Origin of the sequence: Rugamonas apoptosis (assembly GCF_014042355.1) — a bacterium.
Taxonomy (GTDB): Bacteria; Pseudomonadota; Gammaproteobacteria; order Burkholderiales; family Burkholderiaceae_D; genus Rugamonas; species Rugamonas apoptosis.
In genome coordinates, this window is sequence record NZ_JACEZU010000007.1 from 81,995 (window position 1) to 101,756 (window position 19,762).

General features: G+C 66.4%; 20 protein-coding genes. 10 read left to right on the forward strand and 10 right to left on the reverse strand.

What is annotated here, in order from left to right:
- Positions 1-33: 33 nt before the first annotated feature.
- Positions 34-1,350 carry an omega-aminotransferase AptA gene (gene aptA / locus H3H39_RS14910; protein ID WP_182154185.1) on the reverse strand — a complete coding sequence of 439 codons (1,317 nt, stop codon included), beginning with the start codon at positions 1,348-1,350 and terminating at the stop codon, positions 34-36.
- Between the two features lie 201 nt (positions 1,351-1,551).
- On the opposite strand from aptA, the gene H3H39_RS14915 reads away from it, so the two are divergent.
- The 7 genes from H3H39_RS14915 (at position 1,552) to H3H39_RS14945 (ending at position 7,094) form a co-directional block, all read left to right on the forward strand.
- Positions 1,552-3,021, forward strand: coding sequence for an aminotransferase-like domain-containing protein (locus H3H39_RS14915; protein WP_182154186.1), 1,470 nt, complete (start codon positions 1,552-1,554; stop codon positions 3,019-3,021).
- An 11-nt stretch (positions 3,022-3,032) separates the two neighbouring features.
- Complete coding sequence (locus H3H39_RS14920) at positions 3,033-3,746, forward strand: TetR/AcrR family transcriptional regulator (RefSeq protein WP_182154187.1); 714 nt, start codon at positions 3,033-3,035, stop codon at positions 3,744-3,746.
- Positions 3,747-3,824: 78 nt separating this feature from the next.
- Complete coding sequence (locus H3H39_RS14925; RefSeq protein WP_182154188.1) at positions 3,825-4,385, forward strand: GNAT family N-acetyltransferase; 561 nt, start codon at positions 3,825-3,827, stop codon at positions 4,383-4,385.
- A 142-nt stretch (positions 4,386-4,527) separates the two neighbouring features.
- Positions 4,528-4,794, forward strand: a complete 267-nt coding sequence (locus H3H39_RS14930) for a hypothetical protein (RefSeq protein WP_182154189.1) — start codon at positions 4,528-4,530, stop codon at positions 4,792-4,794.
- Positions 4,791-5,702, forward strand: a complete 912-nt coding sequence (locus tag H3H39_RS14935) for a sensor histidine kinase (RefSeq protein ID WP_182154190.1) — start codon at positions 4,791-4,793, stop codon at positions 5,700-5,702. The genes H3H39_RS14930 and H3H39_RS14935 overlap by 4 nt, the downstream gene beginning before the upstream one ends.
- The gene (locus tag H3H39_RS14940) at positions 5,699-6,487 is read left to right on the forward strand and encodes a LytR/AlgR family response regulator transcription factor (RefSeq protein ID WP_182154191.1); all 789 of its coding nucleotides are present in this window, start codon (positions 5,699-5,701) and stop codon (positions 6,485-6,487) included. The genes H3H39_RS14935 and H3H39_RS14940 overlap by 4 nt, the downstream gene beginning before the upstream one ends.
- Positions 6,488-6,665: 178 nt before the next feature.
- The gene (locus H3H39_RS14945; RefSeq protein ID WP_182154192.1) at positions 6,666-7,094 is read left to right on the forward strand and encodes a VOC family protein; all 429 of its coding nucleotides are present in this window, start codon (positions 6,666-6,668) and stop codon (positions 7,092-7,094) included.
- A gap of 34 nt (positions 7,095-7,128) precedes the next feature.
- Here H3H39_RS14945 and H3H39_RS14950 read toward each other — a convergent pair whose 3' ends face one another.
- The 7 genes from H3H39_RS14950 to xapA all read right to left on the reverse strand — a co-directional run bounded on the left by H3H39_RS14950 (position 7,129) and on the right by xapA (position 15,835).
- Positions 7,129-8,349 carry a nucleoside deaminase gene (locus H3H39_RS14950; RefSeq protein WP_182154193.1) on the reverse strand — a complete coding sequence of 407 codons (1,221 nt, stop codon included), beginning with the start codon at positions 8,347-8,349 and terminating at the stop codon, positions 7,129-7,131.
- Positions 8,350-8,354: 5 nt separating this feature from the next.
- Positions 8,355-8,762 (reverse strand): cytidine deaminase, encoded by a 408-nt coding sequence (locus H3H39_RS14955; protein WP_182160581.1) that lies wholly within the window; start codon positions 8,760-8,762, stop codon positions 8,355-8,357.
- Between the two features lie 107 nt (positions 8,763-8,869).
- Positions 8,870-10,192: a thymidine phosphorylase gene (gene deoA / locus H3H39_RS14960; protein ID WP_182154195.1), complete on the reverse strand. Its 1,323-nt coding sequence runs from the start codon at positions 10,190-10,192 to the stop codon at positions 8,870-8,872.
- Between the two features lie 106 nt (positions 10,193-10,298).
- Positions 10,299-12,701 (reverse strand): aldehyde dehydrogenase family protein, encoded by a 2,403-nt coding sequence (locus H3H39_RS14965; protein WP_375540432.1) that lies wholly within the window; start codon positions 12,699-12,701, stop codon positions 10,299-10,301.
- Between the two features lie 17 nt (positions 12,702-12,718).
- The gene (gene deoC / locus H3H39_RS14970) at positions 12,719-13,681 is read right to left on the reverse strand and encodes a deoxyribose-phosphate aldolase (protein ID WP_182154196.1); all 963 of its coding nucleotides are present in this window, start codon (positions 13,679-13,681) and stop codon (positions 12,719-12,721) included.
- Positions 13,678-14,871: a phosphopentomutase gene (locus H3H39_RS14975; protein WP_182154197.1), complete on the reverse strand. Its 1,194-nt coding sequence runs from the start codon at positions 14,869-14,871 to the stop codon at positions 13,678-13,680. The genes deoC and H3H39_RS14975 overlap by 4 nt, the downstream gene beginning before the upstream one ends.
- 124 nt (positions 14,872-14,995) lie before the next feature.
- Entirely contained in the window at positions 14,996-15,835 is an 840-nt protein-coding gene (xapA, locus tag H3H39_RS14980) for a xanthosine phosphorylase (RefSeq protein ID WP_182154198.1), read from the reverse strand.
- A 296-nt stretch (positions 15,836-16,131) separates the two neighbouring features.
- Between xapA and H3H39_RS14985 the strand changes: the two genes are divergently transcribed.
- The 3 genes from H3H39_RS14985 to H3H39_RS14995 all read left to right on the forward strand — a co-directional run bounded on the left by H3H39_RS14985 (position 16,132) and on the right by H3H39_RS14995 (position 19,265).
- Positions 16,132-17,277 carry a carbohydrate kinase gene (locus H3H39_RS14985; RefSeq protein WP_182154199.1) on the forward strand — a complete coding sequence of 382 codons (1,146 nt, stop codon included), beginning with the start codon at positions 16,132-16,134 and terminating at the stop codon, positions 17,275-17,277.
- Positions 17,278-17,371: 94 nt separating this feature from the next.
- Positions 17,372-18,325, forward strand: coding sequence for a pseudouridine-5'-phosphate glycosidase (locus tag H3H39_RS14990; protein ID WP_182154200.1), 954 nt, complete (start codon positions 17,372-17,374; stop codon positions 18,323-18,325).
- 31 nt (positions 18,326-18,356) lie between these two features.
- Entirely contained in the window at positions 18,357-19,265 is a 909-nt protein-coding gene (locus H3H39_RS14995; protein WP_182154201.1) for a LysR family transcriptional regulator, read from the forward strand.
- On the opposite strand, the gene H3H39_RS15000 is transcribed toward H3H39_RS14995, so the two are convergent.
- Positions 19,237-19,419 carry a hypothetical protein gene (locus tag H3H39_RS15000; RefSeq protein ID WP_182154202.1) on the reverse strand — a complete coding sequence of 61 codons (183 nt, stop codon included), beginning with the start codon at positions 19,417-19,419 and terminating at the stop codon, positions 19,237-19,239. The genes H3H39_RS14995 and H3H39_RS15000 overlap by 29 nt on opposite strands.
- Positions 19,416-19,712, reverse strand: a complete 297-nt coding sequence (locus tag H3H39_RS15005; protein ID WP_182154203.1) for a toxin-antitoxin system TumE family protein — start codon at positions 19,710-19,712, stop codon at positions 19,416-19,418. Before H3H39_RS15005 ends, H3H39_RS15000 begins: the two co-directional genes overlap by 4 nt.
- Positions 19,713-19,762: the final 50 nt, after the last annotated feature.

Here is a 19,762-nt window from a genome sequence, read left to right on the forward strand (position 1 = left end):
GTGGCGGCGCCTGTCCCGGTACAGCGGGGCCGATCAGGCCAGGTCCTTCAGCACCTTGGCCAGCTTGCCGAACAATTCGTCGATGTGCTTCTTCTCCAGCACCAGCGGCGGCGACAGCGCGATGATGTCGCCCGTGGTGCGGATCAGCACACCGTCCGCGAACGCCTTCTTGAACGCGTCGAACGCGCGCGCACCCGGCTTGCCCGCGATCGGCGCCAGTTCGATGCCCGCGATCAAGCCGATGCTGCGGATATCGATCACATGCGGCAGGCCGCGCAGCGAATGCACGGCGTCCTCCCAGTACGACTGCAGGCTGGCCGCGTGTTCGACGATCTTCTGTTCACGGAACACTTCCAGCGTGGCCAGCGAGGCGGCGCAGGCCAGCGGGTGGCCGGAGTAGGTGTAGCCGTGGAACAGTTCAATGCCGGCCGGCGCCTGCATGAAGGCTTCATACAGGAACGGCTTGGTGAACACGGCGCCCATCGGCACCACGCCGTTGGTCAGGCCCTTGGCCGTCGTCATCAGGTCCGGTTCCACGTCGAAGTAATCGGCCGCGAACGGCGTCGTCATGCGGCCGAAGCCCGTGATCACTTCATCGAAGATCAGCAGGATGCCATGCTTGGTGCACAGTTCGCGCAAGCGCTTCAGGTAGCCCTTGGGCGGGATCAGCACCCCGGTCGATCCGGCCACCGGCTCCACGATCACGGCCGCGATGGTGGACGCGTCGTGCAGGGTGACGATGCGTTCCAGTTCGTCAGCCAGGTGGGCGCCGTATTCCGGCTCGCCGCGCGTGAACGCGTTCTTTTCCAGGTCGTGGGTGTGCGGCAGGTGGTCCACATACGGCAGCATGGCGCCATACGGCTTGCGGTTGCCGGCGATACCGCCCACCGAGATGCCGCCGAAGCCCACCCCGTGGTAACCGCGCTCGCGGCCGATCAGGCGGGTGCGGGTGCCTTCGCCGCGCGCGCGGTGGTAGGCCAGCGCCATCTTGAGCGCCGTGTCCACGGCCTCGGAACCGGAGTTCGTATAGAACACATGGCCGAAGCGGTGGTTGGTGTACTCCATCAGTTGTTCGGCCAGGTCGAAGGCGGCCGGATGGCCCATCTGGAAGGTGGGGGCGAAATCGAGCTGGCCTATCATCTCGCGCACGGCCGCCACGATCTTCGGCTGCGCGTGGCCGCAAGGGACGCACCACAGGCCGGCCGTGCCATCGAGGATGCTGTTGCCGTCCACGTCCTTGTAGTACATGCCTTCGGCCGACACCAGCAGCCTCGGATGCATCTTGAAATCGCGGTTATTGGTGAACGGCATCCAGAAGGACGCCATCGATGCCGGTCGGGTCTCATTCATATCGGTCTCCTGTTCCGGTGATGGACGGCGCCGTGGCTGATCCATCCCATCGTAAAAATAATTTACCAGTTGGCAAAATGATGATGCAATAATAGACAGCGCAACAACTATGGCACAGATACACAAATCGCAAAACCCGCCAACCGTACAGGCGGCAAAAACACTACAGTTTTGTTCAGTGCAACAATAAGGAGAACACGGATGGGGGACGGGGACACTGCGCCCGATCAGCACCCGGCGCCGGCGCCCGACAGCGGCTGGCCCGCGGTGGCCATCGCGCGGGGCGGCAAGGGCAGCCTGGTGGACCAGATCGTGGCCGCCATCAGCGCCCTGGTGGGTGGGCGCGCGTTGCGCGTGGGCACCAAGATGCCATCCGTGCGCCAGTTCGCCAAGTGTAATGGTGTCAGCACCTTCACTGTGGTGGAAGCCTACGACCGGCTGGTGACGCTGGGCCTGCTGTCCTCGCGCCGCGGCTCCGGCTACTTCGTGGCCCGCCAGGACCTGCCGGCCGCGCTGGCGCCGGCCCCGTTCTCCCCCACCCCGGCCGCCATCGACGCGCTCACGCCGGAACTGTATTCAGGCACGTCGGACGCGCTGCCGGTGGGCGCCGGCTGGCTGCCGCCGGAGTGGTATGGCGAGGACACCATCCTCGACGCCGTGCGCCACGCCATGCGCATCCCCGCCAACCGCTTGCGCGGCTATGGCCACCCGCTGGGCTTTCCCACCCTGCGCCAGCACATGGCCGCCACCCTGAGCGAGGAACTGGTGGCCATCGAACCGGAACAGATCCTGCTGACCCATGGCGCCACCCACGCCTTCGACCTGATCCTGCGCACACTCACCAAGCCGGGCGACACGGTGCTGGTGGAGGATCCCGGCTACAGCAACCTGCTGTCGCTGATCCGCCACCACGGCTGCGTGGCCGTCGGCATCAGGCGCGGCGAACAGGGACTGGACATGGAGCAGCTGGCGGCCCAGGCCCAGGCCACGCAACCGAAGCTCATGTTCGTCAACACGGTGCTGCAAAACCCGCTCGGCACCTCGCTCAGCGCGGCCCAGGCCCATCGCCTGCTGGCCCTGGCCGAGCAGTTCGATTTCTGGCTGGTGGAGGACGACATCTACCGCGAACTGGCGCCACGCGGCGAAGCGTCGCTGGCCGCCATGGACGGACTGCGGCGCGTGATCCGGGTCGGCAGCTTTTCCAAGACCCTGTCGCCGGTGCTGCGGGTCGGTTCCATCTGCGCCTCGTCCTCGCTGCTGCCGGAACTGCTGCGGGTGAAGATGCTGGCCGGCCTCACCACCTCCGAGATCAACGAGCGCGCCGTGTACCACGCCATCACGGCGCGGCCCTACAAGCGCATGGTGGAACGCCTGATCGCGCAGCTCGACGCGGGCCGCGAGCGCAGCACCGCCCTGCTGCGTGAAGCGGGCATGGCGCCGCTGGCGCGCCCGCGCGGCGGCATGTTCGTCAGCGCCGGCTGGCCGGAAGCGCCCACGCCGGAGTGGAACGGCAAGGTGGTGGCCGAACAGGCGCTCAAGGCCGGCATCCTGCTGTCGCCCAACGACTTCTTCCTGCTGCGCCCGGCCGAGACGATCTGGTTCCGCTTCAACGCGGCCTACGCCGACCATCCGCAACTGCTGCAATTCCTGCGTTCGATACGCCCTCGCTGAAAGACGACTCCATGCCGACCGCCAAATCCCAAACCGGACCAGCGCCAAGAAGCAGCCGGCGCGCCCTCAACCGCGACCGCCTGGAAGCGGACATCGCCGCCGAAGCCGTGCGCGTGTTCGCCGAATGCGGCTACGAAGGCACCTCGATCGCCACCGTGGCCGAGAATGCGGGCCTGTCCAAGCAAAACCTGATGTACTACTTCCCGTCCAAGCAGGCCCTGTACCAGCGCGTGCTCGACAACGTGCTCGATGAATGGCTGGAACGCATGGAAAACCTGGCCGATCCCAGCCAGGAACCGCAGGACGTGCTGCGCGCCTATGTACAGGCCAAGCTGCGTTTTTCGCGCGAGCAGCCTTGGGCCTCGCGCGTGTATGCGATGGAAGTGATCGGCGGCGCGCCGCTGTATGGAACCCAGATCCAGGAACGCGTGGTGCCGCTGCTGCGCAAGGATATCGACGTGTTCGAACACTGGATCAGCACCGGCAAGATCGCCGCCATCAACGCCACCCATTTGCTGTTCGCCATCTGGGCCATGACCCAATCGTATGCCGACTTCTCGACCCAGATGTCGCTGGTATTGGGCCGCAAGCAGCTCACCCGCAAGGACTTCGACGACGCCGAAAAACTGATCGTGGACATGGTGCTGGCCGCCATCCGCGTGCAGCCTCCGGCGCCAGCGCCGGCACCGACAGCGACACCGGCACCGGCCGATCATCGCGGCTAAACTGGTCGTTCTCATCCGTTTTAGTCCGTTTTCGCCCGTTTTCATCCGCTTTCATCGATCTTCACAACATTGACCGCCATGCCCGTGTTCGAACCCATCACCTTGCAAACGCCGCGCCTGACGCTGCGCTTTTTGGAACCCTACGACGCCGACGCCCTGTTCGCCATCTATGCCGACCCGCAGGCGATGCGCTACTGGAGCTGCGCGCCATGGCGGGAACTGGGCCAGGCGGCCAGCCACATCGCCACCTCGCGCCAGCACTACGAGAATGGCGAATCGCTGCGGCTGGCCATCACGCTGGCCGCCACCGGGGAATTGATCGGCACGGCCACGCTGTACGCCTTCCACCGCGCCAACCGCCGCTGCGAGATCGGCTACATGCTGTCGCGCGCCCACTGGGGCCAAGGCTACATGCCCGAAGCGCTGGCCGCCCTGATCGACTACGGCTTCGGTCCGCTCGACCTGCACCGCATCGAAGCGGACCTGCATCCGGCCAACGACGCCTCGGCCACCATCCTGGACCGGCTGCATTTCCGCCAGGAGGGCCGGTTGCGCGAACGGTGGTTCGTGGACGGCGAGCTGTCCGACAGCGTCATCTACGGCCTGCTCAAGGACGACTGGCGGGCCGCCCGGCGCTGACGGACGCCCCGCCGCGCGCGCCACTCATCGCCGTTTGCCGCAGGCCATACCCCGCCAGCTGCAATTGGTCGGATGGCGCTGTTGACGCTGGCCCGCTTGCGCTACATTGACGTCATCGGTCATCTTTTAAAGGAGTAGCCAGATGAGCAAGATCACCCGCCAGAGCGTGCTCGACGTCCTCACCGAAGTGGGCACCGCCTTCCTGAACACGGCCCGCTACGGCGCCCGCACCCTGCAACGCATGTCCTGGCCCGCGTTGCTGGTGGCCTGCGTGCTGATGGCCATGATCCTGACCCTGCTGCCGCTGGCGCTGCTGCTGTTCACCGCCTTCCTGCTGCTCAAGCTGGCCGTGGGAGCATGCATCCTGGAGCGCCGCAATAAAGCCCAGCCGCCGGAGCGCCATTCGTGACGACGGCCAAGCGTCCCCCGGGCCGCGTGGTCGGCTTTTTGCGGGAGCTGGGCGACACCGCCAGCGCCCTGTGGTGGCGCTTTTTCGACTGGCTGGCCCAGGTGGCGTGGCGCAAGCTGATCATCATCTGGGTGCTGGTGCTGCTGCTGGATCTGACGCCGTTCGGCCGCCCCGAACAGGCGTTCGCCTTCGTGCTGGCCTCGTTCGGGCTCAAGGTGCTGGCCGGCGGCAAGCGCAAGGCCGAACTGGAAGCGCGCCAGTCCGCCGCCCACGCGGGCGAGGAAACCCTGGAACGGCGGCTGGTGGAAGCCCGGCTGGCCGCGCTGCAGGCCCAGGTCGAACCGCACTTCCTGTTCAACACCCTGGCCCTGATCGGCCAGTTGATCGAAACCGACCCGCCCGAAGCGGCCCGCATCCACACCCACTTGATCGACTACCTGCGCGCCACCCTGCCCCAGATGCGAGCCAAGGGCAACGGCACGCTGGGCCGGCAGCTGGACATGGCACGCGCCTACCTGGCCATCATGCAGGCCCGTATGAAATCGCGGCTGGCCGTCTCGATCGATGTGCCGCCCGAGATGCTGAGCGCCAGCTTCCCGCCCATGATGCTGCAGATTTTGATCGAGAACGCCATCAAGCACGGGCTGGAACCGAAGATCGAAGGCGGCCGGATCGACATCCGCGCCAGCGTGGCCGGCAGCCAGTTGCAGGTGGACGTGATCGACGACGGCGTGGGCTTCTCCACCCACGCGGGCGACGGCATGGGCCTGGCCAACGTGCGCGAACGGCTGCAACTGCTGTACGGCCGGCGCGCCGAACTGGTGATCGAAGCCCCGCTGACGGGCGGCGCCCGCGCCACCATCCGCCTGCCGTACGCGCCCGACATCTTCGCCAAGGGAGCACCATGAACCCGCAACTGCGCGCCACCGCGCTGATCGCCGACGATGAAGACGCCATGCGCGACCAGCTGCGCACCCGTTTGCGCGAAGTGTGGCCGGCGCTGGAGATCGTGGCCGAAGCGGCCAACGGCATCGAAGCCGTGGCGCTGGCCGGCCAGCACCAGCCCGACATCGTGTTCCTCGACATCCGCATGCCCGGCCTGTCGGGCATCGAGGCGGCCCGCATGCTGTTCAACCGCTGCCACCTGGTGTTCGTGACGGCCTACGACCAGTACGCGATCGAAGCGTTCGAACAGGGCGCGCTCGACTACGTGCTCAAGCCGGCCGGCGGCGAGCGCCTGAAAACCACCTGCGCCCGGCTGCAGACGCGGCTGGGCAAGCAGCCGGCCAACATCGAACAGCAATTGACGGCCCTGCTGCGGGGCCAGCCGGGCACCAGGCCGGGCGCCAAACCGGCCGGCAAGCCCGACTACCTGCGCTGGATCCAGGCCGTGGTGGGCAACAGCCTGCGCATGATCAGCACGCGCGAAGTGCTGTTCTTCCGGGCCGACGAGAAATACACGCGGGTGCAGACCAGCCAATCCGAAGTGCTGATCCGCAAGACGCTGAAGGAACTGGCCGATGAGCTCGATCCCGACGAGTTCTGGCGCATCCACCGCTCCACCCTGGTGCGGGTGGACGCCATCGAGGAAGTGTCGCGCGACTTGCGGGGACGCCAAATGGTGCGCATACGCAACTTTCCGGAATTGCTGGAAGTGAGCCGGGGCCACAGCCACTTGTTCCAGCAGATGTGACCTCGTGGCGGTTGTAGCGGCGGCCCCAGTGGACTAATATTGGAGCCAGCCACCGGATGCGCCGCATAATCGCCATCCCTCTGAGCGATATCAACACGGCCCCGAGGCGGGCCGGCGGCGGCGAACCCCTGGGCCTCGGCACGATAGAAGCAGTTCCACACCAGATTGGGAGAGAACCATGTCCACGATACCGAAAGCCACCAAGGCCACCGTCATCCCCTGCATGCGCTACCGCGACGCGCCCGCCGCCATCGCATGGCTGTGCGATACCTTCGGCTTTGAGAAACAACTGGTGGTGCCCAACGAGGACGGCACCATCGCCCATGCCCAGCTCTCGTACGGCAACGGCATGATCATGCTCAGCTCCGTGTTCGACACGGAATACGGGCGCCTGATCCGGCAGCCGTCCGACCAGGACAAGGCCGTCACTCAATCGGCCTATCTGGTGGTGAACGATGCCGACCGCGTCTATGGCCGCGCGCTGGAAGCGGGTGCCCACATCCTGCTGGACATCAAGGACGAGGAATACGGCGGCCGCGGCTTCACCTGCCGCGACCTGGAAGGCCATTTGTGGAGCATCGGCACCTACGACCCGTGGCAGGGTTGACGGCCACGCGAGCGGGCGCGCGGGCGGGCCTTCGTCAGCCCAGCGCCGCGATCAGGGCCGCATCGGCCACCTGCGTGGGGCGGATGCGGATCACACTGCGGTACAGCGGCGGGAAGCCCGCGCACAATTCGGCCAGCGCATCCGCCGCCATGCGCGGCCGCACGTACTGGAACTGGGCAGGATTCGTCAGCGGCAGCGGACCTTCCATGGTCGAACCATAGGCGCCCAGGTCCATGAAACTGAGCGCGCTGTCGTCCGGCCCCTGCGCGAACACGAACGTGCCGTCCTTGGGATGGCCCAGGTACTGGCGCACTTCCTCGCGCTGGGCCGGCGTGGCATCGGCCATCAACTGGTAGCGCAGCCGCGCGTAGGCACGCGTCGTCTCCATGAACGCCGTGCGGATGCCGGGGCGGTCCCGCCCGCCGGGCAGGCATAACAGCAGGTTGCCGAAGGAATCGAGCAGCGCCACGGCATCGCCCGCGCCGCCCCGCTCGCGGTCCTCGGCCATGGCGCGCAGCAGATAAGGCGCCAGGTCCGCGTCCGGCTGCTGCGGCGTGCAGCGGTAAGTCAGCGCGTCCGGATAGGCCGCCTTGAGCGCGCGCACGATGGCATGGCCGGGCGCCAGCGTGGCCGGGCATTTGAGCTGCGATTGCGGCAAGTCCGTATCGAACAGCGCCGTCACCTCCTCCTGGGTGGCCTCGAACACGAGCGAGCACAGGGCCTGGGTCGGTTCCGACACGGTCTTCCCGATGAAGAAGGACTTGGGCGCCGCGCCCATGCCGGCCCGCGCATACTGGGACGACCCCAGCACGGCCGGATAGCCGAACGTGGCGCCAGCCTGTTGCCGCAACGGCGCCGGCAGCGACGGGAAAGTGGCGTCGCCATCGAAATTGACGCCGGCCTGACGGTCGGGCGCGGCCGCCACCACGTTGAAGCCGGCCGCCAGGATCGCCCCGCTGCACATGCAGCACGGATCGAGCGAGGTGACGATGGTGACGTCGTGCGGCGCGGGCAGTTCCCGGCCCTGCGCCCGCTGCGAGAAATACCAGTCGATCAACTGGCGCTCGCCGTGGGCCGTGGGATCGTAGACCAAGCCGTTGCGGATCACATTGTTGTGCAGCGACATCAGCACCGCGCCATGCTGGTCCAGCATCACCCCGCCCACGCCGAAGGTGCCCTGGGTCTTGGCCGCGATGGCTTCGGCCGCCGCGATGGCGACGGCGGCCTGCACGTCGATGGTCTTCTTGAGCGCCAAGGTGCTTACTTCTTTTTCAGGTCGGCGCCGCCGAAGGCATTGGGCAACTGGGCCGCCGCCGTGGTTTCGAACACATCGCCTTTCAGGTTGCTCAGCACCACAGGCAGTTCATTGCCGCCCAATTCCAGGATCACCTGGCGGCAGGCGCCGCACGGCGCGATGGGGCCATCCGTCTCGCCGATCACGGCCAGCTTGTCGAAATCGCCCGGCTGGTAGCCGTGGGCGAAGGCACTGAAGAAGGCGGTGCGCTCGGCGCAGTTGCACAAACCGTAGGAAGCGTTTTCCACATTACAGCCGTGGAACACGCGGCCATCGTTGCACAGCAGCGCCGCGCCCACCTTGAAGTTCGAGTACGGCGTATAAGCCTTGAGGCGCGCAGCGGCCGCCTCGGCGATCAATTGTTCGTTATTCATCTGCATTCTCTTCATTGGGGACGCTAATTGGGGACGTAACACATTCGTTAATTGGGGACGTAACACAATTCAGTTACGTCCGGATTTATCGATTTGTCGGCCTGGGATCAGGGGCGGATCGAGCGGTAGATCACGGGGTTGGCGGCTGGCGCCGCGTCGGCGATATGATACGCGGCCTGGATCTCGCGCACCGCTTGCTGTGCCGCCGCTTCCGTGCGGGCGTGCACCATGGCCAGCGGTTGGCCCGCTTCGATACGGTCGCCCAGGCCCGCCAGCTCCGTCAAGCCGACGGCGAAATCGATATTGTCGCTCGGGCGACGGCGGCCGCCACCGAGGCTGACCACGGCCAGCCCGATACCGCGACAATCCGTGCCAGCCGCGTAGCCGGCCTTGAGCGCGGGCACGGGCAGCACGATAGGCGCGCGTTCCAGGTGCCGGTCCGGATTCTCGATCAGGTCGGCGGGGCCGCCCAGCGCCACCACCATGCGCGCGAAACGGGTGGCCGCTTCGCCGCTGTCGAGCGATGCTCGCAGCTTGGCGCGGGCCGCCGTCTCGTCATCGGCCAGGCCGCCCAGCACCAGCATTTCCGCGCATAGCGCCATCGTCACCTCATGCAGGCGCGCGGGACGCGAACGGCCCGTCAGGTAATCCATCGCGCCGCGCACTTCCAGCGCGTTGCCGGCGTACGGCGCCAGCGATTCGTTCATGTCCGTCAGGATGGCCGAGGTGCGCATGCCGGCGCCGTTGCCGACCGTGACAATGCTCTGCGCCAGTTCCAGCGATTTTTCATAAGTCGGCATGAAGGCGCCGCTGCCCACCTTGACGTCCATCACCAGCGCATCCAGCCCGGCCGACAGTTTTTTCGACAGGATGGAACCGGTGATCATGGCCACCGATTCCACCGTGGCCGTCACGTCGCGGATCGAATAGAAGCGCTTATCGGACGGTGCCAGCGACGAAGTCTGGCCGATGATGGCCACGCCCACCTCGCGCACCACCTGGCGGAAGCGCGCGTTATCGGGCACGGTGCAGTAGCCGGGGATGGCGTCGAACTTGTCGAGCGTGCCGCCGGTGTGGCCCAGGCCGCGGCCGGAAATCATGGGTACATAGCCACCGCAGGCGGCGATCATGGGGCCCAGCAGCAGCGACACCACGTCGCCCACGCCGCCGGTGGAATGCTTGTCCAGCACGGGGCCGGGCAGGTTCAGCGAGCGCCATTCCAGCACTTCGCCCGAGTCGCGCATGGCCAGCGTGAAGGCCACGCGCTCGTCCATGTTCATGTCGTTGAAGAAGACGGCCATGGCCAGCGCGGCGATCTGCCCTTCGCTGACGCTGCCGTCGGTGATGCCGCGCACGAAGAACTGGATCTCCTCGGCGCTCAGGGCGCCGCCGTCACGCTTTTTGCGGATGATCTCTTGGGTTAAAAACATGCGATTCTCCGCTTGAAATTGGGGATATTGAAAAATGCCGCGAAAAATCGGGGACGGACCCCAATTTTCGCATTGCGGAAATTGGGGTCCGTCCCCAATTTTTCGCTTACACGCCGTACGGTATCCAGATGTTCTTCACCTGCGAGGCGTGCGCCAGCACGGCGCGGCCGCCGCTTTGGGCCGTGCTGTACCAGTCGCGCCCTTTGGCGCCGCCCACCCAGGTGCGCTTGAGCGTGCCGGCCGACAGGCGCTCCACTTCGGCGCAGCCTTCGGCCGAGCCGTCGTGGCGCCACACGGCGTCGATGTCGGCATGGGTGGCCAGCGTGCGCGCCAGTTCGTCGGCACTGCCGGTGACGATGTTGACCACACCGCCTGGCAAGTCCGAGGTGTCGAACACTTGATACAGGTCGGTGGCCGACAGCGGATGCGCTTCCGACGGCACCACCACCACGCGGTTGCCCAGCGCGATGGCCGGCGCCACCAGCGAGATGAAGCCCAGCAACGGCGCCTCGTTCGGGCACACGATGCCGATCACGCCCACCGGCTCATTGAGCGCCACGGTGATGCCGTGCATCGGCGGCTGGTGCGCCAGGCCGTCGTACTTGTCGGCCCAGGCGGCGTAGTAGAACAGGCGTTCGATCGCGGCCTGCACTTCCCGCTCGGGGTTCCTGGCACCCGTCATGGCGGCTATGCGGGCCGCGAATTCCTCGCCGCGCGCGGCCAGGTTTTCAGCGATGTAGTACAGCACCTGGGCGCGGTTGTGCGCCGTGGCCTTGGTCCAGCCGCCGGCCTTGTGCGCCGCTTCCACGGCGTTGCGGATGTCCTTGCGGTTGCCCTCGCCCACTTCGGCGATGAATTCGCCGCCGGCGCCGTGGATGGCGCGGCTGTAGGCGCCATCCGGGCGCGCCTGCTTGCCGCCGATGTACAGCTTGGCCGTGCGGTCGATGCCGAACGGGCTGTCGTGTGGCGCCGCTTTTTCCTTCACCTCGGCGCCGGCTTTGGCCTTGGCCTTCGCTTCCACCAGCGGTGCGGCCGGGCGGGCGTCTTCCGACAACGCCGTCAGGTATTCGAGCATGCCTTCGCGGCCGCCCTCGCGGCCAAAGCCGGATTCACGGTAGCCGCCAAAGCCGCAGGCCGCGTCGAACTGGTTGGCGGTATTGATCCACACCACGCCGGCCTTGATCTGCGGCGCCACGTCCAGCGCCAGGCTGATGTTCTCGGTCCATACGCAGGAAGCCAGTCCGTACACGGTGTTGTTGGCCAGTTGCACCGCCTCGGGCGGGGTGCGGAAGCTCATCGCCACCAGCACCGGGCCAAAGATCTCAGCCTGGGCCACGGCGGCCGATGTGGAGGCGCCCGTGATCAGCGTGGGCGGGAACCAAGAACCATCTGCCGGCAGTTCGCAGGCTGGCTGATACACGGTGCAGCCTTCGGCACGGGCCGATTCCACCAGCCCGGCGATGCGCTGGCGTTGCACGGGATCGACCAGCGCGCCGATGTCGATCGACTTGTCCAGTGGCGAACCCAGAGTCAGCTTGTCCATGCGGGCGCGCAGCTTGTCCAGGAATCTGGCTTCCACCGATTCTTGCACCAGCAGGCGCGAACCGGCGCAGCATACCTGCCCCTGGTTGAACCAGATCGAATCGACCAGCCCTTCCACGGCCGCATCCAGGTCGGCGTCCTCGAACACGATGAAGGGCGACTTGCCGCCCAGTTCCAGCGACAGCTTCTTGCCGCTGCCGGCGGTGGCGGTGCGGATGGCGCGGCCCACTTCCGTCGAACCCGTGAAAGCGATCTTGTCGATACCTGGATGCTTGACGATGGCCTCGCCCACGCGGCCGTCGCCGGTGACGATGTTGACCACGCCGGCCGGTACGCCGGCCTGCACGCAGATGTCGGCGAACAGCATGGCCGTCAGCGACGTGAATTCAGCCGGCTTGAAGACGATGGTGTTACCGGCCGCCATGGCGGGCGCGATTTTCCAGGCCAGCATCAGCAGCGGGAAATTCCACGGCACGATCTGGCCCACCACGCCCACGGCGCGGTAGCCGGCGAAGTCCTCGGCCTGCAGCTGGGCCCAGCCGGCGTGGTAATAGAAGTGGCGCGCGGCCAGCGGCAGGTCGACGTCGCGCGTTTCGCGGATGGTCTTGCCGTTGTCCAGCGTTTCGAGCACGGCGAACAGGCGCGCGTGCTTTTGCAGCAGCCGCGCCAGCGCGTACATCACGCGCGCGCGGCCGTGGCCACCGAGCGCCTGCCAGCCCGGCTGGGCGCGGCGGGCGGCGGCCACGGCGCGCTCCACGTCCGCGTCCGTGGCCTGGGTCAGGTCGGCCAGCTTGCTGCCATCGGCCGGATTGGCCGAGGCGAACAGCTCACCGGGCGCGCTCCAGGCATTGTCGATGAACAGGCCGAAGCTGCGGCCGCGCTGCGCCAGCCAGGCTTGCGCTTCCTTGGTGCTCTCGGGTGCAGGGCCGTATTCCATGGTGTTGAGAATCTCGTTAATAGTTGGCATGACGAATCCGTGTGATCTTAAGGTTGCGCGTGGCGGTGGGCGGCCGAATAGGCGCCCGTGACGTGATGCTCCAGCTGGCGCTCGATGTCGGTCAGCAGGCTGGAGGCGCCGATGCGGAACAGGTGCGGCTGCAGCCATTCGTTGCCCAGTTCTTCCTTCATCAGGGTCAGGTATTGCAGCGCGGCCTTGGCCGTGCTCACGCCGCCGGCCGGCTTGTAGCCGATCTTGAACCCGGTCTGCTCATGGTATTCGCGGATCGCGCGCACCATCGTCAGCGAGACGGGGATGGTGGCGTTGACGGGTTCCTTGCCGGTCGAGGTCTTGATGAAATCGGCGCCCGCCATCATGCACACCCACGAAGCCTTGGCCACGTTTTCCAGCGTCACCAGTTCGCCCGTGGCCAGGATGGCCTTCACGTGCGCGTCGCCGCACGCCTGGCGGTAAGCCACCATCTCGTCGTAGAGCGCCTGCCAGTTCCCCGTCAGCACGTGCTGGCGGGTGATGACGATGTCGATCTCGGAAGCGCCGGCGGCCACCGACAGTTCAATCTCGCGCACCTTGGTTTCCAGGCTGGTCAAGCCGGCCGGGAAGCCGGTGGAGACGGCGGCGATCGGCAAGCGGCCCTGCAGCACTTCCACGGCCGGCTTGATCATCTCATGGTAGACGCATACGGCGCCCGTCGTCAGCGGGTAGTCCTGCAAGCCCATGGCCTGCACCAGGTCGGCGCGCAGCGGCCGCAGCGCCTTGCGGCACAAACGCTCCACCCGGCCCGGCGTGTCGTCGCCCGACAGCGTGGTCAGGTCGATCAGGCCGATGGCCTTGACCAGCCACGCGGCCTGGTATTCCTTCTTGACCGCGCGGCGGTTGGCCAGGCTGGCGGCGCGGCGGTCGGCGGCGGCCTTGTTGATGTGGATGTGGTTGATCCAGCCCAGGTCGAGGGGGACCGCTTCGTTGCGCTTGAAGCCGGGAAGAGTGCTCATAACAGGTTGATTCCGTTCGAAAGAGGTTGCACGCCAAGGTGGTGCGCCAGGGTCTGGCCGATGTCGGAGAAGGATTCGGAAATGCCCAGCGCGCGCGGCTGCACACCGGGGCCGAAGAAGATCATCGGAATGTGTTCGCGGGTGTGGTCCGAGCCGGTCCAGGTGGGGTCGCAGCCATGGTCGGCCGTCACCACCACCAGGTCGCCCTCGCGCAGCCTGGCCATGAATTCAGGCAGGCGCGCATCCATCTCGTGCAGCGCGTTCGAATAACCGGCCACGTCGCGGCGGTGGCCGAAGGCCTGGTCGAAATCGACGAAGTTGACGAAGGTGAGCGCACCATCGCCCGCCTCGTCAGCCACCTTCAGCAGCGCGTCGAACAGGGCCATATTGTCGGCGCCCTTGACCACGCGCGACACGCCCTGGGTGGCGAAGATGTCGCTGATCTTACCGAGCGCGATCACTTCGCCGCCGCCATCCTTCACATGGTCCAGCAGCGTGGGCGCGGGCGGCGCCACGGCGTAATCGTGGCGGTTGGTGGTGCGGGTGTACTTGCCGTTGGCGCCCACGAACGGACGGGCGATCACGCGGCCGATGTTGTATGGCTCCACCAGCTTGAAGGCGATTTCGCACAGCGCATACAGGCGCTCCAGGCCGAACGATTCTTCGTGCGCGGCGATCTGCAGCACCGAGTCGGCCGACGTGTAGATGATCGGCTTGCCGGTGGCCACATGCTCGTCGCCATGCTTGTTGATGATCTCCGTGCCGGAAGCGTGGCAGTCGCCCAGGAAGCCGGGCACTTCGCCCAGCTGTTGCAGGCGCGCCGTCAACTCGGCCGGGAACGAGGGCACGGTGCGGGGGAAATAGCCCCAGTCGAATTCCACCGGCACGCCGGCGATTTCCCAGTGGCCGCTCTGGGTGTCCTTGCCGGTCGAGCGCTCGCGGGCGGCGCCATAGGCGGCCGTGAAGCCGTCGCGCTGGTCGAAGCCGTCGGCCCACTGGCCGCAGGCCATGTGGGCGGCGGCGGCCAGGCCCAGTTTTTCCAGCGTCGGCATGTTCATCGGGGTGCCGGCCTTGGCGGCCCAGGCGGCGATGTGGCCGAAGGTGTTGGCGCCGGTGTCGTGGTACTTGGCGGCGTCCGGCGTGGCGCCGAGGCCAAAGGAATCCAGCAGGAGGATAAATGCGCGTTTCATGATGTGCTCCGGTGCGGCGAGGTATTCAGTCGTGTAAGCAGTGTAGGCCGATGGCCGGAAAAACAAAGGGGCGGACCAGGCCGCAAAAAAACGAAAGGGCGGACCAGGCCGCCCCACAGAGGGATTACGCTTGCGGCGTTTTCGCCACGTTCGCCAGGAAGCCCAGTATCAGCTCGATCAGCGACTTGGCGCCAACGGCCGCGTATTTCAGCGTCTGCTCGTGCGACAGCGGGAACGGCGACAGGCCCTCGGCCAGGTTGGTGATGACGGACACACCCACCACCTTCAGGCCGCAATGGCGGGCCGACACCACTTCCGGCACCACCGACATGCCCACCACGTCGGCGCCCAGCGTCTTGAAGGCGCGGATTTCAGCGGGGGTTTCGAAGTTCGGGCCGGCGTAGGCGATGTACACGCCTTCGTGGAGGGTGATGCTCTTGCCGGCGGCGGTCGCTTGCAGCAGCTTGCGCAGGTCGGCGTCGTAGGCGTTGGCCATGCTGAAGAAGCGGGGGCCGAAGCGCTCGTCGTTGGGGCCGATCATCGGCGTGCCGGGCATGAAGTTGATATGGTCGGTCAGCGCCACCAGCGAGCCGGCGTCCACTTCCGGACGCAACGAACCGGCCGCGTTGGTCACGAACAGCATCTCACAGCCGAGCAGCTTGAGGGTGCGCACGGCCGACGTCATCACGCCCATGCCATAACCTTCGTACACGTGGCCGCGGCCTTTCATGCACACCACCGACACGCCGGCCAGGGTGCCGATCACCAGTTCGCCGGCGTGGCCGTGCACGGTGCTGATGGGGAAGCCGGGCAGCTCGTCGAAGCTGATGGTCACCGCGTCCGTCATCTGTTCGGCCAGCACGCCGAGGCCGGAACCGAGGATCATCGCGATGCGCGGCTTGAAGTCGGCCGGAATGCGGGCGCGGACGATGGCGGCGGCCTGGAATGGGGAATTGTTAGACATGGATATCCTCGTTGTTATCAGTATGGTTCGGAGTTGGCGATGCTGTGTTGCCCTGCGCGCGCAGCGCAGTCTGGCCGGGCGCCGGGCGCCGCTACAACAACTGCTGGTGATGCGGGTATGCTGTGGATCAATGCTGGTTGAACGACACTATGCCTGATCGATATATGTATGGCAAATACCATTTTTCTTCGCAATTTATATCGCTAGAATATAAATAAACGGGATTTAAAGCCTGCTTATTTGACAGTCGATAAACATTTGTCTAGGATTGTAAACAAATGTTTACAGGAGTGGCCGTGACGGAACCCTCGAAAAAGGAACAGCTCTACCAGCTGATCCGCGCCAACCCCTTCATCTCCCAGCAAGACCTGGCCATTGAATTGCGCCTGTCGCGTTCGGCCGTGGCCGGCCACATCGCCGGCCTGATCCGCGAACGGCGGCTGCTGGGCCGGGCCTATGTGCTGCCCGACAAACGCCCCATCGTCTGCATCGGCGCGGCCAACCTGGACCGCAAGCTGCGCACGCTGGCGCCGCTGCGACTGGGCACCTCCAACCCGGCCAGCGCCGAGGAAGTGTTCGGCGGCGTGGCCCGCAACATCGCGGAAAACCTGATCCGGCTCGCCATTCCCTCCGCCCTGCTGACGGCGCTGGGCACGGACGCGGCCGGGCGCGCCCTGGCCGACCACGCCGAAGCGGCCGGCATCGACCTGCGCGGCAGCCTGCACGTGGCCGACTGTGCCACCGGCACCTACACGGCGGTGCTGGACGCGGACGGCGAAATGACGGTGGCGCTGGCCGACATGGCCCTGTACGACCGCCTCACGCCAGCCTTCCTGGCCAGCCGCCTGCCGCAACGCTCGGCCGCCGCCATGACGGTGGCCGATTTGAACCTGCCGCGCGACGCCGTCGCCCTGTTGCTGGCCGACGCCCGCCACGAAGCCGTGCCGCTGGTGATCGTGGCCGTGTCGCAGCCCAAGATGGCGCGCCTGCCGGCCGACCTGCACGGCCTGCGGCTGCTGATCCTCAACCGCGGCGAACTGGAAACCCGGGTCGGGCGCGCCCTGCCCACCGAGGACGACGTGGCCGCCGCCTGCCGCGAAGTGCAGGCCCAGGGCGCGCGCGACGTGATCGTCACCTGCGGCGGCCAGGGCGTGTTCCACACCAGCGCCGGCCGGCTGGCCTGGCTGCCGGCGCGCCAGGTCGAGGTGGTGGACGTGACGGGCGCCGGCGACGCCTTCGCGGCCGCCGTCTGCTGGTCGCTGTACCAGGGCAGCGACGACCTGGGGCTGGCCTGCCGGCGCGGCCTGAAGGTGGCCGCCATGACGCTGGAAAGCCAGGACACCGTCTCGCCCGTGCTGGCGGCCGACGTGCTCGACGAAATCAACGACTTCGACCTGAACGCTCCACTCTTCCCCGCGCCGGGCGCGCCGCTCATCGGCTGACGTCACCGACACCACCAACGCCATCGACGCCATCGACGCCACCACAGCCACCATCGCCAACCACGCCATCCAGGCCACCAACAGGACCGACACCATGCACTCCTTCCTCTCGTTCTCGCCCGAAGTGGCGGCCGCCCGCGCCGCCGGCAAAGCCATCGTGGCGCTGGAATCGACCATCATCTCGCACGGCATGCCCTATCCGCAGAATGTGCAGATGGCGCGCGAAGTGGAACAGATCATTCGCGACGGCGGCGCCGTGCCGGCCACCGTCGCCATCATCGGCGGCAAGATCTGCATCGGCCTGTCGCCCGAACAGCTGGAATTGCTGGCCACCGCGCCCGACGCCATGAAGGTGAGCCGGCGCGACCTGCCCTACGTGCTGTCGCAAGCGAAGCTGGGCGCCACCACCGTGGCCGCCACCATGATCTGCGCGCAACTGGCCGGCATTGAAGTGTTCGTCACGGGCGGCATCGGCGGCGTGCACCGCGGCGCCGAAACCAGCTTCGACATCTCGGCCGACCTGCAGGAACTGGCCCAGACGTCGGTGGCCGTGGTGTGCGCGGGCGTCAAATCCATCCTCGACATCGGCCTCACGCTGGAATACCTGGAAACGCACGGCGTGCCCGTGGTGAGCGTGGGCCAGCCCGGCTTCCCCGCCTTCTTCACGCGCGAGAGCGGCTATCAAGCCGACTTCCAGCTCGACACGGCCACCGAACAGGCGGCCTTCGTCCGCACCAAATGGGAACTGGGCCTGCAAGGCGGCGTGGTGGTCAGCAACCCGGTGCCGGCGGCGGACGCCATGCCCAAGGCGGAGATCGACGCCATCACCGAACAAGCATTGGGCGAAGCGGCCCAGCGCGGCATCACGGGCAAGCAGGTCACGCCCTTCCTGCTGGGCCGCATCAAGGACTTGACGGCCGGCCGCAGCCTGGCCACCAACATCGCGCTGGTGAAGCACAACGCGCGCGTGGGCGCCGCGCTGGCCTGCGCGCTGCACGCCCATCCCGCGACCCGCTGGGCCACACCGAGCCACACCGAGCCACACTGATCACCGCGCTTAATCCAGACCGAACCACGCCATGTCCATCGACCTGAAACAGTTACGCTACTTCCTGGCCGTGGCCGAGGAAAAGAGCTTCAGCCGGGCGGCCGAAAAGCTGCACATCTCGCAGCCGCCACTGAGCCAGCAGATCATGAAACTGGAGGCGGAACTGGGCGTGCGCCTGTTCGCGCGGACCACCCGCACCTTCGAGCTGACGGTGGCGGGCAAGGCGCTGATGCAGGAAGCGTCGGACCTGCTGGCGCGGATGCGCATGACGGTCGACACCATCCGCCAGATCGACCGCGGCGAAGTGGGACGGCTGCGGGTGGGCATCGTCGGTTCGGCCATGTGGGGGCCGATCCCCAGCCTGCTGGAGGAATTCCAGACCAAGTATCCGCGCGTGACGTGGACCCTGCACGAGCTGGGTCCCACGGTGCAGTACGAAGCGCTGCGCGGCAAGCAGGTGGACGTGGGCTTCTGGCGCGAACCGAAGCTGGACGAGGACGAACTCAAACGCGACAACCTGCGCCAGGAACTGTGCTACCGCGAGAACGTATGCGTGGCCATCAACGAGCACCACCCGCTGGCCGTGCGCGGCGAGATCGACCTGATGGACATCGCCCAGGAACCGATGCTCACGCTGGCGCTCGACAAATCGTCGTTCCCCCGCTACCTGATCGAATGCTGCGTCAAGGCCGGCTTCCAGCCCACCATCTTCCAGGAAGCGAACGAGCCGCAGACGTTGCTGGCCATGGTGGGCGCTGGCCTGGGTGTGACGCTGCTGCCCGAGACGACCAGCCGCATCGGCTGGCCCGGCGTGGTGTTCCTGCCGCTGCGCGACCCGCCGTCGGCCAACCTGTTCATCACCTACCCGGCGAACGACGACGCGCCCGTGGTGCGCGCCTTCCTCAACATCATCAATCCACCGGCGCCGGGCGAGGGCTGAGGGTCGCGAGCCACTTGAGCAGGTCGGCCGGATCTTCGAAGCTGATGACGTTTGTGGCAGGAATCGGAAGTTGTTGGTCGGCCAACCGCGCGATCTTGCGGCCACGCTCGAAAAACTCTTCCACGGTTTCAACCTTAACAATAAGCTCAGTCATTTGCGCTCCAGAAAGACGGTCCAGTCACGTTCGAAGCAGGCTTGAACATCGTCAAAATCTGTAAAGTTGACAGGTTCGACCAGTCCCATGTAGTGCCTGTGATGGCCACCATGCGCATTGTCATAACCGACAACTCGGCCATTGTCGCGTTGGCATACGCGATGGTTTATATACGCCAGATTGTACCGCGTGACGCGTCCGCACGAATCAACCCAGACTTCACGCCGTAACTGGCCATTACCGCGTTTTTCGGTGATGCAATACGTTTCGTCGATAATCTTCTTATCAGCCATGCCCGATGCTATCGCGCCACCGCCGTCCCATGTCTGACCAAACGCTAGGG

What these genes read in the sequence shown, in the direction of transcription:
- aptA (WP_182154185.1), bottom strand. Translation starts at nt 1,350, where the DNA reads ATGAATGAGACCCGACCGGCATCGATGGCGTCCTTCTGGATGCCGTTC.
- H3H39_RS14915 (WP_182154186.1), top strand. Translation starts at nt 1,552, where the DNA reads ATGGGGGACGGGGACACTGCGCCCGATCAGCACCCGGCGCCGGCGCCC.
- H3H39_RS14920 (WP_182154187.1), top strand. Translation starts at nt 3,033, where the DNA reads ATGCCGACCGCCAAATCCCAAACCGGACCAGCGCCAAGAAGCAGCCGG.
- H3H39_RS14925 (WP_182154188.1), top strand. Translation starts at nt 3,825, where the DNA reads ATGCCCGTGTTCGAACCCATCACCTTGCAAACGCCGCGCCTGACGCTG.
- H3H39_RS14930 (WP_182154189.1), top strand. Translation starts at nt 4,528, where the DNA reads ATGAGCAAGATCACCCGCCAGAGCGTGCTCGACGTCCTCACCGAAGTG.
- H3H39_RS14940 (WP_182154191.1), top strand. Translation starts at nt 5,699, where the DNA reads ATGAACCCGCAACTGCGCGCCACCGCGCTGATCGCCGACGATGAAGAC.
- H3H39_RS14945 (WP_182154192.1), top strand. Translation starts at nt 6,666, where the DNA reads ATGTCCACGATACCGAAAGCCACCAAGGCCACCGTCATCCCCTGCATG.
- H3H39_RS14955 (WP_182160581.1), bottom strand. Translation starts at nt 8,762, where the DNA reads ATGAATAACGAACAATTGATCGCCGAGGCGGCCGCTGCGCGCCTCAAG.
- deoA (WP_182154195.1), bottom strand. Translation starts at nt 10,192, where the DNA reads ATGTTTTTAACCCAAGAGATCATCCGCAAAAAGCGTGACGGCGGCGCC.
- H3H39_RS14965 (WP_375540432.1), bottom strand. Translation starts at nt 12,701, where the DNA reads ATGCCAACTATTAACGAGATTCTCAACACCATGGAATACGGCCCTGCA.
- deoC (WP_182154196.1), bottom strand. Translation starts at nt 13,681, where the DNA reads ATGAGCACTCTTCCCGGCTTCAAGCGCAACGAAGCGGTCCCCCTCGAC.
- H3H39_RS14975 (WP_182154197.1), bottom strand. Translation starts at nt 14,871, where the DNA reads ATGAAACGCGCATTTATCCTCCTGCTGGATTCCTTTGGCCTCGGCGCC.
- xapA (WP_182154198.1), bottom strand. Translation starts at nt 15,835, where the DNA reads ATGTCTAACAATTCCCCATTCCAGGCCGCCGCCATCGTCCGCGCCCGC.
- H3H39_RS14990 (WP_182154200.1), top strand. Translation starts at nt 17,372, where the DNA reads ATGCACTCCTTCCTCTCGTTCTCGCCCGAAGTGGCGGCCGCCCGCGCC.
- H3H39_RS14995 (WP_182154201.1), top strand. Translation starts at nt 18,357, where the DNA reads ATGTCCATCGACCTGAAACAGTTACGCTACTTCCTGGCCGTGGCCGAG.
- H3H39_RS15000 (WP_182154202.1), bottom strand. Translation starts at nt 19,419, where the DNA reads ATGACTGAGCTTATTGTTAAGGTTGAAACCGTGGAAGAGTTTTTCGAG.
- H3H39_RS15005 (WP_182154203.1), bottom strand. Translation starts at nt 19,712, where the DNA reads ATGGCTGATAAGAAGATTATCGACGAAACGTATTGCATCACCGAAAAA.